At 41.0% G+C, this 17,589-nt stretch carries 11 protein-coding genes; 2 read left to right on the forward strand and 9 right to left on the reverse strand.

All coding sequences use genetic code 11. From position 1 onward, the window contains the following. From AC04NP_RS04445 to AC04NP_RS04485, 9 genes are all read right to left on the reverse strand, one after another. A partial coding sequence (locus tag AC04NP_RS04445) for a PKD-like domain-containing protein (protein ID WP_482858301.1) occupies positions 1 to 1,078 on the reverse strand: 1,078 nt, incomplete at its 3' end. Positions 1,079 to 1,246: 168 nt separating this feature from the next. Further along, positions 1,247 to 2,527 carry a hypothetical protein gene (locus tag AC04NP_RS04450; protein WP_482858302.1) on the reverse strand — a complete coding sequence of 427 codons (1,281 nt, stop codon included), beginning with the start codon at positions 2,525 to 2,527 and terminating at the stop codon, positions 1,247 to 1,249. 3 nt (positions 2,528 to 2,530) lie between these two features. Next, on the reverse strand, positions 2,531 to 3,655 hold the full coding sequence (locus AC04NP_RS04455; RefSeq protein WP_482858303.1) for a porin family protein: 1,125 nt from the start codon (positions 3,653 to 3,655) through the stop codon (positions 2,531 to 2,533). A 1-nt stretch (position 3,656) separates the two neighbouring features. Further along, on the reverse strand, positions 3,657 to 6,821 hold the full coding sequence (locus AC04NP_RS04460; RefSeq protein ID WP_482858304.1) for an nSTAND1 domain-containing NTPase: 3,165 nt from the start codon (positions 6,819 to 6,821) through the stop codon (positions 3,657 to 3,659). Next, positions 6,814 to 8,292 carry a DUF4062 domain-containing protein gene (locus AC04NP_RS04465; protein ID WP_482858305.1) on the reverse strand — a complete coding sequence of 493 codons (1,479 nt, stop codon included), beginning with the start codon at positions 8,290 to 8,292 and terminating at the stop codon, positions 6,814 to 6,816. The genes AC04NP_RS04460 and AC04NP_RS04465 overlap by 8 nt, the downstream gene beginning before the upstream one ends. Before the next feature lie 135 nt (positions 8,293 to 8,427). Then, entirely contained in the window at positions 8,428 to 11,658 is a 3,231-nt protein-coding gene (locus AC04NP_RS04470) for a hypothetical protein (RefSeq protein WP_482858306.1), read from the reverse strand. Between the two features lie 280 nt (positions 11,659 to 11,938). After that, a complete protein-coding gene (locus tag AC04NP_RS04475; RefSeq protein ID WP_482858307.1) occupies positions 11,939 to 12,571 on the reverse strand; it encodes an OmpH/Skp family outer membrane protein in 633 nt (210 codons plus the stop codon). Between the two features lie 64 nt (positions 12,572 to 12,635). Then, on the reverse strand, positions 12,636 to 14,297 hold the full coding sequence (locus AC04NP_RS04480) for a dipeptidyl-peptidase 3 family protein (protein WP_482858308.1): 1,662 nt from the start codon (positions 14,295 to 14,297) through the stop codon (positions 12,636 to 12,638). A gap of 261 nt (positions 14,298 to 14,558) precedes the next feature. After that, a complete protein-coding gene (locus tag AC04NP_RS04485) occupies positions 14,559 to 15,866 on the reverse strand; it encodes an ATP-binding protein (RefSeq protein WP_482858309.1) in 1,308 nt (435 codons plus the stop codon). A 321-nt stretch (positions 15,867 to 16,187) separates the two neighbouring features. Here AC04NP_RS04485 and AC04NP_RS04490 point away from each other — a divergent pair, with 321 nt between their 5' ends. After that, on the forward strand, positions 16,188 to 16,319 hold the full coding sequence (locus AC04NP_RS04490) for a hypothetical protein (RefSeq protein ID WP_482858310.1): 132 nt from the start codon (positions 16,188 to 16,190) through the stop codon (positions 16,317 to 16,319). 106 nt (positions 16,320 to 16,425) lie between these two features. After that, positions 16,426 to 17,436, forward strand: a complete 1,011-nt coding sequence (gene moaA / locus AC04NP_RS04495) for a GTP 3',8-cyclase MoaA (protein WP_482858311.1) — start codon at positions 16,426 to 16,428, stop codon at positions 17,434 to 17,436. Positions 17,437 to 17,589 lie beyond the last annotated feature (153 nt).

Here is a 17,589-nt window from a genome sequence, read left to right on the forward strand (position 1 = left end):
CAGTCACCACATAATCAACCGGTGTACCGGAACATCCACTTGCCGTAGGAGTGATCGTGTAAGTCACCGTACCGGGTGAATTCCCCGTGTTGATGGGTATATCCGTAATTGTACCTGTACCAGAGCCTGTTACCGAGGCGCCCGAAATCGTACCAATCGTGCTGGAAGTCCAGCTATAGGTCGTACCTCCGACTGATGAATGGGGTATGAAATTTAATGCTTCGCCGCTGCATATGGTTGTGAATAAATCTACCGAGGGATTAGTAATTGCCGGTATCGGATTTACCGTAAGGGTCATATTATCGCTCAAGGTACACCCTGTAGCATCGCTAACGATAGCCGTATAAATAGTGGTGGTAGTTGGAATGGCATCGGGATTGGGGTCTGTAAAATCATCTAAATCTGTCGTGGGGCTCCACACATATGTGTAGGGTCCTGTCCCTCCTGAAGCGGTAGGACTTCCTCCAATATTAACAGATGCCCCATCACACATGGCTTGAGGGCCGCCGGCATCTATAGTTAAAGAAGTAATGAAAGTAGAAAGGGAAAGGTGATTCTGATTGTCGGAAGGTTGATTTCCGCTCTGTGTGGAAGTTCCGCCTGTTCTTCTTAACTCCCCTACAAGCCCAAAACTGACAGCCCTGATCCGTAAATTAGAAATGGTAAATTCATCACTGGTGCCGCCCGGGGAATGGTCGAAAGTTACTGTTATCGAACCCGGATCTACATCCATAGATATAGCGCTCAGACGGTTGCCTCCGGTTATTGCTATTGTACCAATGTTGTCTTCAAACTCATAATCAGCAGATGGCAATGAAAGGATATAGGTAAAACCAGTTCCATTGTCGACAATATCATTGGGATTGGTTTCTGTAATCACGATGTTGCCCACATTCACATAATCGCCCCCTACACAAAGACTTACCGCAGAGGGTGGTGTCACAACGACCTGACCATGTAAAAAAGAGGGTATAAAACCAAATACAGCCCACAATACAGCTATCAATCCCCGTTTTCCAACACAAGAAAGTACGCTGAACGTATAAAATATATATTCTGTTTTCAAGTTCTTTGACATATTTTAGCTATTCACCACTCCCGAATCAGGCAGTTATGTCTAAAAAAACTGTCTCCATTTTGCTTTTAGATACGAGCAATAAGATAATGGGAATATGAAAAGAAAGCTTTATGAAGATGGTAAAAAACATAAGAAGTGTAACATTTTCAGCCATATTACAGCCAATATTTATCTTAAAAGTATACCTTGCCTATTGGTTTTAATCAGGTTTAAAACGCGATTGTCGGTGGCCTCAAAAAAAGTAGCCGTAGCAATAAGTGCAAATCCATCTGCGGTCTGAACAACGGCATTACCTTCGTCTGCACCTTCTCCTCCAAAAACCCTGGGATTAGCTTCCCAATCTGGCAATACATTGCCCGATAAGTCTGCTTTTACCAGGTAAATATCGGGATTAACAGAAGCATTTGTATAGGAAGTTGTCGACCCAACAATAATAAACCCGTCATCATCCGATTGGACGAATGATACCCCACGCTCGTTTTCCACACCGCCAATAGTTTTGATTGAAAACGCTTCAAGATCCTGATTAATTTGTATCAAAATAATATCTTCTCCACCCTGTCCATTACCCAGCCGGGAACTGGAAGTTCCCAGAATCGCATACCCCACATCAGTTTTGCATATTTTACTTCCAAGATCGTCGTTTAGCCCACCAAAGAACCTGTTACCTATATTATCCCCATCAGCATTGATCTTGTAGGCAAATATATTTTTGCCGTTTTGTTGATCGTTTTCCCTGGCATTTTCAGTAGTGCCAATGACAATGTAATTATCATTATCAACCTGAGCCACAGAGTTCCCTTCTTCTGCGGAATTTTCAAACCCTCTTGTCCTTTGCCATTCCATGATGCCATTAAGATTGGTTTTGACCAGGTAAAAATCTGTCGGACCGGTTTCTATCCTGTCCGGATTTGTTGTCGAACCCACAAGAATAAATCCCCCGTCCAGCGTCTTTTGCACTTCATTACCATGTTCATTACTATTCAATGAGTTATTTCCAAATGTGTGTTCAAATACTATCCCACCATCGGAATCCACCTTTAAAAAGTACATATCTGTGGAGTTATCACTGTTTTGGTAGTCGCCCAATATTACATAACTACCATCGTCGGTAACCTGAATTGATTTTCCTTTGTCGTTATCAGGGCCACCATAGGTGTTGGACCAGATTTCATTTCCAAATTTGTCCACTTTTACCAGATAAATATCGGAACCTCCATGCCCAAATGAAGTGGTTGAACCCAACAGGATAAAACCTTCGTCCGGCGTCTGCTTCATATCAACACCTTCCTGATCCCGAATTCCACCATAAAACTTTACAAAAGATTTGGATTGTTCCATTTTGATGATGGCATCATCATTACAAGAAAAACAGAACAAACACAGGCTGAACAGCGTAACCAACAAGCAAATTTTACTATCTCTAAACATCATGCTTAACCCTTTCATGTTCTACAGCTTTTTCCTTAATTTTTTAGGTCTGTAAAAAGGCTTTACATAACCGATAGATATAAGGGCTCCGTTAATGGTAAAATCGTTATCAATGTACCCATATCTGTATACAAGCTCATTGCTCGCATCAAGGGCAGCCTCTTCATTTCTTAAGTTATTGATTCCCAGATAGTATCTGAAATCCAGCATCAGATAATCAGTACCTATTTTGTACTTAAAACCCGCACCTGCCAATAGTGAATAGTGGTATTTTTCCCTGATTCCTGCCCTTAACAATTTGACAGATGGGCCTGTAACCGCCCTTTGCGGGGTTTCTACATCTGAAGGATCAATATTAAACCTCGTGACATTAAGGTTGGCACCTAACAGGTAGTACATTGAAACACCTCCATAAATAAAAGGCTGCATTTTGTATTGGGTGATGCTATATTTCATCATCAAGGGAACACCTACCCAAATCTGACTTTCGGAGGCGTTGATTATTGAAAAGTTATATCCGAGCGGCCGTTCCACATCAGTAAAAAATGTGGTTTTCAAGGAATCAATCTGATTAAACCTGCGATTGACAATATTGAATTCAGCACTGACCTCAAAGTTTTCCCAAATCCTGAAATTAATCCCCAAACCAACCTGATATCCCATTTTACTCGAGTTCCGTTGGTAACCAAGCGGAATATTTCCTACACCATTGATATTCAATGCATTAACGAATGTATTATTCATACCTCCTTTTATAGCGATGGAAAAATAGGATTTGGTTCTGAAGCCGTTGTATAAATAAATGAACTCCGGCGGATCAAGCTGTGACACTTCAAATTGCGGGTTGGATTTGAGTAATTTTAATAAATATTCCTCGGCTTTATCTATGTCATCAAGAAATATATAGGTCAATACCAACAGTTTATAACTTTTTTCTCTCTGCGTTTTGTTGAATCCACCTGTCAGGCATTTGGAGAGAATCCCGGGAATCTCCCTAAGCTGGCCGTTATCGTAATTACTCTCGGCTTTTCTAAGTACTCTTTCACATTCCTGCCCCTGAATTCCTACGTTTGCCGACCCCAACAGCACCAGGCCCAGTACTACGGTCCTAAGTATACCATGATGTATTTGAAAATAACTTGTCATGTCAAAAATCCCTCAATTCCGTTTCGCCCATTGGTAAGCCGGGGCAGGTAAAAATATATTCAATATCCTCATCCGGGTCCACGTAATCGTGCCACTCCTTCACGCTCAGGTTTCTTTTCAGATCTCCGCAAAACTGATCTGCTAACATCTCCGGATCGGTAGGGAAAATTCTGATCAAACTATTCACCGAACCTGTAACCAGATGTTCACCTTGCGGTGAAAAGGTCAGGCTCCATATCCAATCATCATGATCGCTTAAGACCACCGGCTGCGTATTCAATTGATCCATGAACCAAATCCTGGCCTCCCCATCAAAGCTTACCGCAGCAAGCATACGGTCATTAGGGCCAAAAGCCAGATCATTTACCCTGGCTTTAAATCCAGGTAAATTGGCTTTGATCCTGCTCTCCTCCAGATCCCAGATCTTCACAAGGCCATTTTTTTCACCCACTGCCAAAAGATTTCCCCCCTGATTAAATGCAATGGATTGAATAGGGATATTACCTTCTGTAATCGTATAAATGCTTTCTTTGTATCCTTGTGTTTTATCCAATAACACCAGCTTTCCATCTTCCTGCGCAAAGGCGATTGTTTTACTGTCAGAGCTCACTGCCAGATTGTTGATCCTGCAATTGACTTTTTTAATCTCAGTTTTTTCTTTTAAATCACAAAAATATACCGTGCTATCGGCACCTACCGAAACAAATCCACTATTATCGGGCATGTAAGCAACATCCCAGATTAGTTTATTATGAATATTTATTTTTAATGGCTTTTTCCGAAGGTTTCTCAAATCGAACACTTCAATGAAAGATGCGTTATGCCCACTTACTAACCATTTTTCATCCGGGCTAATGGCCAAGACCCTGTTAGAAAGATCATTTCTACCATTATTTGCTACTTCAGAAACTGTTTTTCTCTCATTTTCAAGGTTCCACAATAAGATTTTTCCATCTCCACCGGTGGTAAATAACCTTTTGCCATCTTTAGTAAATACCATGGATCTGATAGAGCCCGTATGGCCGATCAGACGATTGATTGAGTCACCTTTTAAAGTTTTATAAGCGTAATAGAGACCATCATAAATATCATGGTCATGGTGATTTCCCTGGTATGTCTCGTTAAAATGGTAAGCCTGCAGCGCCAACAACCCTTTTAACTGTGTTTCATCCTCTTGCAGTGATTTTACAGCCATGGTTCTGGCAATAGATAAAAGTCTAAGCCGGTAGGCCTCTTTTTGTTTATTATTGGCAATGTTTCTTTGGCGATTCGCCGCATCCCTTTGCAATTTGGCTTCGACCTCTTTACCCTCTGCGTAGATTCTGGCTTTCACCGCTTCAAGCCTTCTTTCTTCTGCCAGCAACGCCTGGTCTTGGGCCAGTTGGGCGTTATAAAGTGCATTCTTTTCGGCCTTTTTGGCTACATTTCTCTGGTCTTCGGCCATTTTACGCGCCAAAATAGCATCCTTTTTCAACTGCTCCTCCTGTTGACGCAGGTTCAGGGCTACATTTCTTTGCGTTTCCGCTTCTACCTTTTCTTTTTCAGCCAGCTTTCTTTGTTTTTCCGCCTCCAACTGCTGACTAAAGCCGTACACCATCAACAGGATAGAAAAAATGGCAATTATACCAAAGATCAGGGATAGAATTCTGGTGGTTCTAAGTCTTCTTTTTTGCTGGGCTTCCTTGTTTTTTACTTCAATTTCATAAGCTTCATGACTGGATCTGAGAAATACCATGGCCCGTTCAAAAGCCGGGTCGAACCTTTGAGCCCACACCAGGGTTGGGTTATATTTTTGCTGCCAGTTAAGTGCCAGTTGCAAATCCGGTGGCCGCCACAGTGTGGTTAACCCTTGCTGATATTTACCGGCGGCATCTGACAGGCGCAGGTACATTTCAATGGCTTCATCTTCTTCCGCTACCCACTGATGCAGCCTTCCCCAGATACGAATCAGACTTTCATGTGAAACATCGATGATAGCATCTGATGTTAAAGGAATATCCTGCGGAGGCATCAAAAGAGAATTCCCGGATTTCCTGAACTTCTCTATTACCTCAATGAGATCAGCCTCCAACACGCCTGCAATAGCAGCGATCAGGTCCAATCTGCTGGGTTTTCTGACACCCCGGTCGTCTTTTCCCTTTTCAGTGATGGTTTTAAAAAGTGCCTTGCATATCTCCTTTTCCGAATCAGATAGTTTGTCATAAATCTCATTGGCATGTTGCGACAGGGCCAGCCTGATCGTGCCGATCGCCTCATAATGCTTGATATCTACGGGTTCATCCAGGGATCTGTTTTCGGTCCAATAACCCCATGTACGCATCAAGGCATGCTGAATGATTGGTAATTGATCGGGATCATCTTCCACATCATTTAGCAACTCTTGCACCAATCTGGGAGAAATTCTGCCCCTTCCTACGGCCACCGGTGCTTCAATGGCCTGCCTTCGCTGATCCCGCGACATTTGAGGAATCAAATAATGGCTTTTGTTAATCTTTTTCGTCAAGCCAGGGTATTGTGCGAAATTGCCTGAATAATCGGAACGTATGGTAATAGCCACGAATACAGGCAATTCATTTTGCGCTATGGCCTCTATGAGCAGGTTGATATAGGCAGTGGTCTCATTGATATCATCGTAAATGTTGTCCCCAATCTGGAATCTGAATAATTCTTCGAACTGATCTACCAGTAAAAAAATGTTTTTACCTGTCAAATGGGATGATTGTCCGATCAGATCAACCAAACCCAGCGAACTGCTTCTCAATACAGTGGAAGCGAAAATCTTCTGAAATGTTCTGTCTTTCTCTTCTGTCTGCTTAAACTGCCTGTCGGTTGACAGAATGGATTTTGCCAGATTTTCAACCGGGCTGGTTCCCGGCATGGTGGTTATTACTTCCCAATCCTTATAATTTGCAGGATACAGTCCACTGTAAAGTTTAGGTATCACACCGCAATTCATAAGGGAGGATTTGCCACTTCCCGATGAACCCATGACTGCAACAAAACGGTTTTCTATCAATTTGTAAACCACCTCATCACTTTGCCCTTCTCTGCCAAAAAAAAGATGGCTCTCGTCAACCTCAAATGGCCGCAGTCCCGGGAATGGATTGGAAACGGTTTTAACCGGCCTCTTAAGATCGTTAGCAAGTCCTGAACCGTTATTATTCATTTTCTTTTATAAACTTGTTCAAAAAAGGTTCCATAACCTGGTCCGTTATTTGTCCTTCGTGATTGATTATAATGGTGCCGTTTTCTGTCGGGAGGCTGTCTTCATGTCCGGATCCGTTGGCAAGGTAAACCGCTTTGGCCTTTATCGGCCGGAGCCTTCCAAATCCATGAATTTTATCAATATCTTTTAGTTTAGTTGTTAACCAGTTTTTATTCGCTTTTTTTGCGATGACCATGCAGGCATCACAGGAAATGAGATTGGTTTTGTGTAAATTTTCAAGCTCAAAAAAATCACCATAGAATGTCGGTACCAACACATCAAAGCCATGATTCACCAAAAACCGCTTTACAGTTTCAGAGGTGTCATAATCTTTACGGTCAAAAATCAAATAGATACTGGTTTTCACTTTTGACACAGATTTCCGGGGTTCTGCAAAAGGCTTTTCAGGCTGGTTTCTTTTATTGACGGATGTTCTGATAAAAGCCTTGAGTTCTTCGATAGGCGATTGTAATAATTCAGATTCCTGCTTGGACTCAATATCCCTTTTTATGTTATCTGTGAATTTTTTTTGTCGTTCACTCAATGTCTCAATTTCGGGATTAATCCAGATGATCCTGGAAAATTTTTCCTTATTCCGGGCACTGTTGATCCTGGCACTATGCTCTTCAGCCAGCTTGTTTTGCAAATCAACGATGGATCTGTTATCATTCGTAATTTCACCGTAAGCTTCACCTATCAAGTGGATGGATGTTCTGGCTTTAGACAGGTAATTGTTAATAATCGTCTGAACTTTTGAGGTGTTGGTTGGTAAAAGGTGGTCAGGGATAACCTGATAGCCATGCCTTTTCAGATCTCTTTTGATTTCATCCCGTATATCAATTAAATCGGGCGTTGTTTCTGCTAAATAGATGGTTTTTACAGGGGTTGCCTCTATTGTCGAATGGCTCTCAAACTGCGCTAATTTCGTCTCAATATCTTTTGCCAGATCAAAAACTTTGAGCCACAACGTCCTGACTGACTTTGAGTGCCCGTAAGTTTCTTTTTTCTCCTGAATCATTTTTTCACGCAGCTTTACACTGGAGAAGTCATAACCCTGATGATTTTTTATTAATTCGGGAAACAGCGCTCTGGGTAAGCCTGAGGCTATTATGGGGAGCAATCTATCAGGCAATGGCAGTATATTTTTAAAATTAACCTGATTTTCCGCATAAACACGTAAAATTTGATCTGAAATATTACTTTCCAAAAAAGGATCATCTATAAGAATAATGACCAGTTTGGCAATATTCAGTTCCTGTTGAACATTTTCTGCTGAAAGCTCTATGAGGGGAATGGTAACCGGGGCCCCGGTTACTTCTTCCAGCGTAAACAAAAGGCATTGGACAAAATTCTCCCTCCAAACACTGTTATTCACATTGTTTTCTCCGTCACCCTGATTATAAACAAATGTTATATCATGCGCAAATTGCATTCCTTTTATTTATTCTGTACAGAAAACCGGCTAAATTTCCGGCGCTTTTGCTAATAGACAAGTTAGATAAAGATGATCGATAAATTTGTCAGAATATTAACAGATCATTACAAATGTCAATTTTTAAATTGTTTGTCAGATTATGTCAGTCAGAGCAGCACTGCCGGCTTTCATCTTTTTTCGCAAACTATTTTTAATTTCGGGCAATACATGCCTGAAAGTCCGATGTTTAGTGGGGATTAAATCATACAAGGTTTCTCTGTTAATCGTGTAAAGTATGCAGTCCGAGACCGCTATGATTTTAGACATACTGACATTATTTTCATATTTCAACAGGTCACCGATAAGCGCTGATTCGCTAAATCGGGTTGTCACCTCCCCGTCAGCATGGCTTTCTGCTTTGCCCCTAACCAAAATGTACAAAGTGCTGTCCTTAACGTTGCCATAGTCATATATTAATCCGCCTTTCAATATTTTAACCTCCATCATTTGCATGGCTATGTTGTATAGTATCATGGCTGGTAAATGTGAAAAGATTTTAACTTTTCTTAAAAACTGCACCCTGTGGAATTTTGTAGACCTGATAAAAATTGTCCCGGTATTATGGGGAATAATGACTTCATCCAGTTCTTTTTTAATTTTTTCAGGTATCCTTTGGGTATGTTGTTCATAAGCAGCCGGATCAATCTGATAAATGGCCCATGCGGCCATCTCTCTTATCAGGCTGTCCCGGTTAAACAGATTGGCAATCAGATCATCACTTACCTTTGCCTCGTCCATGAGTCCCAGGTTATAAATAGCACAGGTTTTTGTCCATAGATTGATAAAGTTGTAGTCCCTGTTTATAATTTGAATCAACAGACGCTGGGGTGAATAGCTTTCCCGCGGAAAATGCTCCTGTAGCCGCCTTATCGCCTCTTCGGTGGAAATATCATCTAAAACCGGAACCAATACATTTTTTATATCCTCTGACACGAAAACATCTAGCAATTCGATAGCAAATGTTACACCATCCACCGTACCACTGTTGATATTTTCCCTTACCAGTTGAATGGACTGTTTTTCATAGATTAAAGACAACAGCAGATATAAGTGGTCATAATTAAATTCATTTTCTTCTTTAAGGGAATCCTTGAGAAGATTCCAGTTGGTACCACCGGGAAGCTCCCTTATCGCCGCCATATTCCATGCGATAAAACTTATATATTTATTGATGTAACTCTTCAGCTTAATTACCTCCGGGCCTTGTGCCAGAAAATTACCGGTACTCAGGGACCGCAATACTTGTGATCCTACGTCCTTGTTGGGGTAATCGATTTTTTTCCAAAGGTATTTTATGGCTTTTTCGCCCCCTATTCTGCCATATATTTTGACAATTTGAACCAGGGTGCTGATTTCCTGATCTGTCTTGTAAAAGGCATTTTCAAGAACATCCAAAACCGGTGTACCGATATTCACCAGGGCTGCGAATGCGGCACCACTATAAGGGGACAAAGAAAGATTATCGATCAAATTAGGCCAAAAAACACGGTTCCCCAACCGGCTGGCACTGATCAAAGCCGTGCCCCTCACATTGGGATCGACGTCACTTAACAATTCTGCCATAAAATGGCGGTAGTCTTCCGAGTTGTACTTCGTCAGGAACCTGGCAGCGAACTCTCTGTCTACAGGATTTTCTGATTTTATCAAAATAAAGAACTGAAACTGGGTGAGTTTTAATTTATCAGACTTCTGCATCTGCCGTGACACTTTAGAGGCCAGTTGCTTAATTTCCTCAGAGCTTTCATTGCGAATCAGATCCGAAATCTTATCAACGGCCTGAATGGATTTGTTTTTCTCAATTTTTCTCAACACATACTCCCTTACCATATCAGATCGATGTCCCAGTGAGCTTACCAGCCTGGACTCAAAGGATACCGGCTCAATGATCTCCAAAACCTTGAGGGAAAAAATTGCGTTGAAGGGATCCCCATGATCTGTCTGCAGCTCGAGCAATTTTGCGATATTCTCATTGCCTTCTATCATCGAATCAATCGACTCTTTTTGATTTTCTAGTTTTTGCTTCAGGCTGGAACGGTATTGATTATACAGTTTATATACCACATATATCATTCCTATCAAAATGAACACCAGTAAAAACGAGTAATGGATCAACTGAATGTAGGTAAAATACCCTACCCCCAAAATCACCAGAATAGCTCCGGCCACTATGTTACCAAATTGGTTGATCACACCCTCGACCTTTGCCTGAATATCAAATCGCACCTTCAGATCGAGTGAAAGAAAAAACAGTTTAAAAGCAGGACTCTCCAATGCATCACGAACAGATGTTGCAAACAGCTTGCTTAAGGATATGCAGAGAAAAAAATAAATAAACTTGCTTTCGGCGTCCAGGGTATAACCAAAAATGCTGCCGGTAATAATAGCAGCAAATGTAAACACCATTAAAATTGTCGGTAAGACCAACAAAGATACCTTCAAGCCGTAATTCATGATAATTCTGTCGTTGACAAAAGTCTGGATAAGAAAACTTAAAATCATGATGCCACCGTTGAACACACTTAAAAATGTGAGTCTGAGTTGTTCATCCGGAAATTGCATAGGTGTTACCTGGAGGAAGGAATAATCCACAAACTTGTAGACGATGACAGAAACGGTTACAAAAACAGCCAGAAGTATCACATAGCGGTCTTTCAGAATCTTTCTGAATTTGGTTTCTGCGACCTCCTCCTTGCTCTTCTTCTTGACAATATTCAGGTCATACAGCTTACTGATTTCCAGCAAAAAAATGATGGCGCCAAGTACGCTGACCGCGCTTACAAAGATCAAATTGGAGGAATCGTTGATCACGTTGAGTTTTGAAAGTAACGAAACAACGATAAAGGCCATGATTGTGCCGGTAAGCTGACCGGTGTCTATGCCTCCAATGATTCGTTTGGATTGCCTCAAGTCAAACAGCCTGCCGAAAATACCCCAAAAACTTAGCAATACAAGCGCTGTCAAAGGTCCCATCATCACAAAAAGCAAATAAATCATGTAGAGGGTGGAGTATATTTTGAAATAGAGAATTATTCCAACCAGATAAAGGAAGATGCTGACATATATGAACAGTATGAGGGTGGAGAATTTAATTCTGTTCTGAAAATAAGCAAATAGAAAAGTGGTAATTACCCCAAGAAAACCCTGTGTCAAAAAAGCTTCGTCCAGTCTTTCTTTAAATTCCGGCACACCGGTAAATAAAGTTTCTGCTGAAAGCTGGTAAGTAGCTATGAAAATACCCATGAAGAAGCCATGGCTCAAAAGCAGCGTAACCATTTTTTCCTCACCGGGCTGGGTTCCGATAATTTTCAGTAGTTTTTTAAACATCCTGTACCAAAAGTGTGAAATCCTTTTCTCCAAAAAATCTTTTAAAAGTATCCAAATTTCAAAGAATAGCAGGTACATGGTAAGGAAACCTGAATTTTTGAATTTTTGCGCAATCTTGTATTAAGATCTGATCTATTAATTACTTATCCGGATCACCTGTTCACGCAAAAAGCCCGGCTTTGCGATGGCAAGAACCTTGTACAGGGCCGTGCCGGGCACACACTTAAAAAAAAACCGGCTACTGCCGGCTTGTATATACTTTTTTCGGAGTTGCTTTTGATTAATTGGTTTGAACGGAATCTGCCTCCACAGCGTTGCTATTCCTGTAGGACTCATTGAGGCCCGCAATTACTACCTGTGTAATATCAAGGCTGTCATTTGCATATAGCACACCGCTATTGCGGGTATAGGACAACACTATCTCCATTTGGTGCTGCGTTCCATATGCTTTTAGGTAAGATGAAACCTTATCGTACAATTCGTTATTAATCTCAGACTCCTTTTTTAACAGGTTTTGGGCGAGATTTTCACGGTACTGTAACAAATTCTGCTGCTTTTTGTAAAGATCCTCTTCAATCGCCCTGGCCTGATTAATGGTCATATTGCCCCGGGTTCTTTGAAAGTCGCTCACCTGTTTCTCAATACCCCGGGCACGGGTTTCCAGATCTGATTCAGACTTGATCCTCTCCTCTTCCAGCTCCTTGGATTTTTCAATAAAAAAATCAAAGTTTGAAATCAGGCTATCGGAATTTACATAAGCAATTTTAAGTTTGCTCTTGTCCGGCATGGAAATACCTGATTCCTCTCCGGTTTCTTCTATTTTATTGTCTGATGAAAAATACAGAAAATATAATATAGCCACCGCAATGAGTAAAACAATATTTAATATCAGGGAAAGATTTTTCACAATCATCGAATTTAAATGTATCAATAGTCGGCAAATATAAGCAAAGAATGATTATTTGCACGACCAAATTTCAATTAAGTCCAAGTACCTCTGCCCCCTGTTCAAAAACGATATCTACCGGAATACCCTTCCTGGCCAATTTGTCCAGATCAGCCTGTAATCCCGGTTTGATATGACCTGACTCCTTTACCAGGGCATCTACCCCCTCATAGTCCCCATCCCCCTGCAGGGTCAGTATATTGTCAGATAAGGAATTCATGGCCTGCTGCATCTTTTCAAAGTTAACTTTGTAGGTTCCGGTATGGCTGTCTTTGGCAAAAGCTCCCATTTCCTGAAAATAGTTAAACCTGATCATATTCGCTTTTCCATGAGCGCTGGAAGCCCCAAATCTTACCGATCTGAAAATACTGGCCATGAATGTCGTGTAAAAACTCATCAGTTCCTCCCGGATTTCCCCTTTTCGATGCAATTCAGTAATCATGTACAATCCCAGCACATCGGCCTTGCCTTCCTCTAGGGCAGCGGCGTGCTCCTTTAAAGCCTCACGTACAGTACCTTTTCCTGTAATCGTGTTTTTTATGCCTAACCCATGCGCTACTTCATGAAACATGGTATTAGAGAAAAAGGCATTGAAGGTTATATACTTACGTTGATCTTTATCAATCAATTCCTCCGCAATTGGCAACAGTATTTTATCGAATTTTGCCCTCATGGCATTTTTTAACTGCGACCTTCTGGTACCTTTTTCCAATTGGACTTTTTCATCATTGGGCAGGTTAACGGCGATGGTTTTGCTTCCTGCATTGCAGTCCCCACCGTAATAAATCACATCGAAGGCAGCCAGTTGCGACTCACTGCCAGGTACCTCGAGTTTGTATCGATCGGCTACCGGAAGCCCTGCCTGAAGTTCGGGTAAAAACTCCGTATACTTTGATAAACGTTCACTCCATTCCATATCCTTGATCAACACATAGGTCTCATAAGCAGCTTTATAGCCAAAAAGCCGATCTTCATAGGTTTCAATGGGGCCGGTAATTACATCGATCTTATTGGATTTCATGTCCATCCACGCCAGGTCACTTTCAAAGTATTCATCTGTCAATAAAGCTTCAGCTCTTAAATTCAGATATTTTCGAAAACCTTCATGTTCTGCCAGAGCTGCCGCTTCACGCAATAACCTGGCCGCCTTTTTCACTTCCTCAGAAAATGCCTGATGATATGGAACAACCACCAGATTATCCTGATTGTCTCTGCGAATCAGGGTATACAAAGACTTTTTTCCGGGAAGGTCACTTTGCTCAAACTCTTCTTTGGTCATATCGACCGGGTAAAAACCGGCTCCGGCAGGTTTTGGGCCTATTCCTTCCACAAAGGGCCGGTTATTATCTAACCGGTCCCAGGGACCGTAATTGATTTTTGCAAACTTTTTGGTACGTGGGTCGTTGATCCTGATAATCAGATCAGTCTTGTCACCGTAAGCCTGCTTCCAGAATATTTCATCCATTATTTCTCCTACTTTGATAAGCAGACCGATCATTTTTTTTTGGTCTTCCGAAAGGTGACTCAGCTCGGCGGTGAGTTTTACAGTGACATATTTATCCAGATTCTTTTGCATAAGGGTCTCCTCAGGTGTGAGTCTCTCCTCTTCCTTTTGACTGCGGTCCTGATTAACATGGCATGAAAAAAGAGCAACTAAGAAAATGAACAAGGAAACACCGGTTATTTTTTTCATGGTTACATTGTTTTTGGCGTCAATTTAACAAATTTTTCAGATACCACTTTCATGAATCGGAAAGTTGGCTGTTATCGCTGACCATTTCCACCATACATGCTAAAATGAAACCGTATATACATTTATTCGGAGTGATCCATAAGGGAAAGTCGACACAAAGGTGCTGATTCAGAAATTGTAATTCAAGCGAATCACTATAAAGAAGCCGGGGGGAATTGGTGCCAAAATTTAGTCACAACGTAAACCATTATTGTTTTAGCCTCACTTTTTTCTAGAGACAACCTCTTTTTCTGTAAAAATTTTAAACTCCAGGCAAAATAAAGACCCTTGCCCCAGTTCACTTTCACACCACACAGCGCCATTCATGGCTTCTGTGTATTTTTTAACGATAGACAACCCTAGTCCGGAAGATTGTTCATTGCCTGTTGGCCGGGCACTTAGTTTTTGGAATTTATTGAAAAGCATTTTTTGATCTTCCCTGCTGATTCCAGGTCCCTCATCTTTGATTCCCAGACACACTTTATCATCAATTATTTTTATAATAACTGTTACCTTTTTACCTGGCTCCGTGAATTTTATGGCATTAGAAAGCAGGTTTTCGATAATCTGGATAAGATAACTCCGGTCCAGCTTTACCGGGCAGGGTTGTTCCACAATTTTGGTAACAAGATCGATGTTTTTAAATTCGGCATCATTTTTAAAGTTTTCTATCACTTCAAGGGCGGCATCCCATAAATCAAATACCTGATAATTAAAGTTAAACTCTCCGGATTCTATGGCATTGATATCAAGAATTTTTGAAATCATCTCTCTCATTCTTTTAGCTGACCTGGCGATGTACGAGAAATTTTGTAACTGCTTTTTATTCAAATTCTCACTGGATAATTCAATAATCTGAACAAGCGCAATGATCTGATTCAAGGGGCTTTTCAGATCGTGAGCAGCGATACCGATGAGATAATCTTTTTCTTTATTCATTTCATTGAGTTGGCCCTTTTTCAGCGCCAGCTCTTCACTTTGCTTTTTAATATCAATTTTGGCCTTCTTCAGAGAAGCCGATCTTAAATAACCCAGATAAGAATAAACAATGCAAAACAGACTTATGACCAGCGTACTGATAATATCTATGGATGAGGAAGCAACGATTTCAACAGCAAAACCGTTGAAAATGCCAATTATGAGTACACCGATGATGATAAAGATGACACTAAACAAAACCCGCTTAAAGCCCTCTAAGGCCGCATGACTTGAAATGATCATAGCCCCGAAAACCAGACTGGGAATAAAAGCAAATTGTATGAGATTGATAAAGCCACCGAGTAGCATGGCATCAAATGTCAGATTAAAGTATTCTACATTCCGCTGATTACCTGAAACCTTAAATAGCAGGAAACCCAAATGAGGATAAATCGATGCGACCGATATAAATCCAATTAACAGTGGGGTCAGGTTGAGGAAGCCTCCATAATGGGTAATCAAAATAGCCAGTCCAAAATAGTAACCTATAACTCTGAAGGGATAGATAATTTTTCCCAAACGCCCTGAATTCCTATGACGAATCTCGACCATCAAAAATTGTAAGTTAGATACGGTTCAAAGTGTTACAAACAAAAAGATTCACCCAAACTCCAATAAATTCTATGCCTGCACCTGGTGAAAGTTTTTCAAACTACTAATGTTAATGAGAAAAGTTAGCTTTAGTAACCCTGTATAATTAAGTTATTTTAATAAAACAGGTCGTTTTATATCAATAAAAACGAAAGTCAGTATTTTAAGTTTTCCAGGTCCGGGGTTTTTGGACTGATAAGCCGCCCCTGGGTGAACATAAAGGTTGAAAGATTGGATTAAAATGGAGACCTTCTTTGTGTCTTGGTGCCTTTGTGGTGAAAAATGGTCAACCACAAAGGCACCAAGACACAAAGAGTCATGAAGCCGGTATTTGGAGATACCGATGCGATAGGGGGCTATGCAGATGAAGCATGCCGTCATAGAAAGGTGGATTTCACCGGTCGTGTGGGGTAAGGTCTGTGATAAGACCACCTAAATCCGGAAAAGTTGCCCTGAACCTTGATTTAATAGCTAAATAACTATTAATTCATCGCAGGATACTTTATTTTTATAAGACATTATGAGGAAAGACCAGACTTCGAATACAATATATGACAATCACGGTCGGCCTATTACTTACGTCCGGCTATCGGTAACGGATCGCTGTAATTTGCGGTGTTTTTACTGTATGCCTGAAAAAGGCATGAAATTTTTGCATAAAAAGGAATTGCTTACCTACGAGGAGATGGAAAGGTTGGTAAACATCCTTGTACAGTTAGGTATCACCAAAGTCAGAATTACGGGTGGGGAACCATTTGTCAGAAAAGATCTGATCAAATTCCTCACAAATCTACGGAAAATACTGGTAACTAAAGAGTTACACATCACAACTAACGGTGTACTTACTAATTCTCATGTAAAAAATTTGCATCAGCTGGGTGTTTCGTCTGTCAATCTAAGTCTCGATACATTAGACCGGCAACGATTCAAGGAGCTTACCAGAAGGGATGAGTTCGACCGGGTGATGGAGACCTTTTATTCATTGCTCGAATACAACATCCCCACTAAAGTTAATGCGGTTGTGATCGAGGGTAAAAATGACCAGGATATCATTCCCATGGCAGAGTTGGCCAGGGTTCATCCGGTTTCGGTCAGATTTATTGAGGAAATGCCATTCAATGGCAATGGGGCCAAGTACCAATCCCTGACCTGGAACCATCGTAAAATATTGGACACGCTGAAAGTCCGCTACCCTGAAATCAAAAAGCTCACCGACAAACCCAATGCCACTGCCACTGAATACGAGATACCTGGTTTCCGCGGAAACATCGGCATTATCGCTGCTTATTCAAGGACATTTTGCGGGACTTGCAACCGGATAAGGATCACCTCACAAGGGGTATTGCAAACCTGCCTTTATGATGGCGGTGTGTTTAATATCAAGAATTATATAAGAAGCGGAGTGGGTGATGATGAGATAAAAAACATGTTCAAAAAAGCCTTTGGGCAGAGAGCAAAAGACGGCTTTGAAGCAGAGAAAAAAAGACAGATATCAGCCATTCATGAGTCCATGTCTGTCATTGGTGGTTAGCATAAACTATTCAAAATATTCGAACCTTTCCATCTGAGATATTTAGTATCTTGCACTAGAGAAAGTGGTATCATCCGGTATTACTTTTATGGTCTCAAAAGGCAATATTTCTTACGTTTTTCCTGGCAAAATACCTGAAAAACGGGGTATTTC

The organism is Agaribacillus sp. DX54, from assembly GCF_056858335.1.

Bases quoted from the DNA above. Each gene is read 5' to 3' on its own strand.
- AC04NP_RS04450 (WP_482858302.1), bottom strand. From the start codon at position 2,527: ATGAAAGGGTTAAGCATGATGTTTAGAGATAGTAAAATTTGCTTGTTG.
- AC04NP_RS04455 (WP_482858303.1), bottom strand. From the start codon at position 3,655: ATGACAAGTTATTTTCAAATACATCATGGTATACTTAGGACCGTAGTA.
- AC04NP_RS04460 (WP_482858304.1), bottom strand. From the start codon at position 6,821: ATGAATAATAACGGTTCAGGACTTGCTAACGATCTTAAGAGGCCGGTT.
- AC04NP_RS04465 (WP_482858305.1), bottom strand. From the start codon at position 8,292: ATGCAATTTGCGCATGATATAACATTTGTTTATAATCAGGGTGACGGA.
- AC04NP_RS04470 (WP_482858306.1), bottom strand. From the start codon at position 11,658: ATGTTTAAAAAACTACTGAAAATTATCGGAACCCAGCCCGGTGAGGAA.
- AC04NP_RS04475 (WP_482858307.1), bottom strand. From the start codon at position 12,571: ATGATTGTGAAAAATCTTTCCCTGATATTAAATATTGTTTTACTCATT.
- AC04NP_RS04480 (WP_482858308.1), bottom strand. From the start codon at position 14,297: ATGAAAAAAATAACCGGTGTTTCCTTGTTCATTTTCTTAGTTGCTCTT.
- AC04NP_RS04485 (WP_482858309.1), bottom strand. From the start codon at position 15,866: ATGGTCGAGATTCGTCATAGGAATTCAGGGCGTTTGGGAAAAATTATC.
- AC04NP_RS04490 (WP_482858310.1), top strand. From the start codon at position 16,188: ATGGTCAACCACAAAGGCACCAAGACACAAAGAGTCATGAAGCCGGTA.
- moaA (WP_482858311.1), top strand. From the start codon at position 16,426: ATGAGGAAAGACCAGACTTCGAATACAATATATGACAATCACGGTCGG.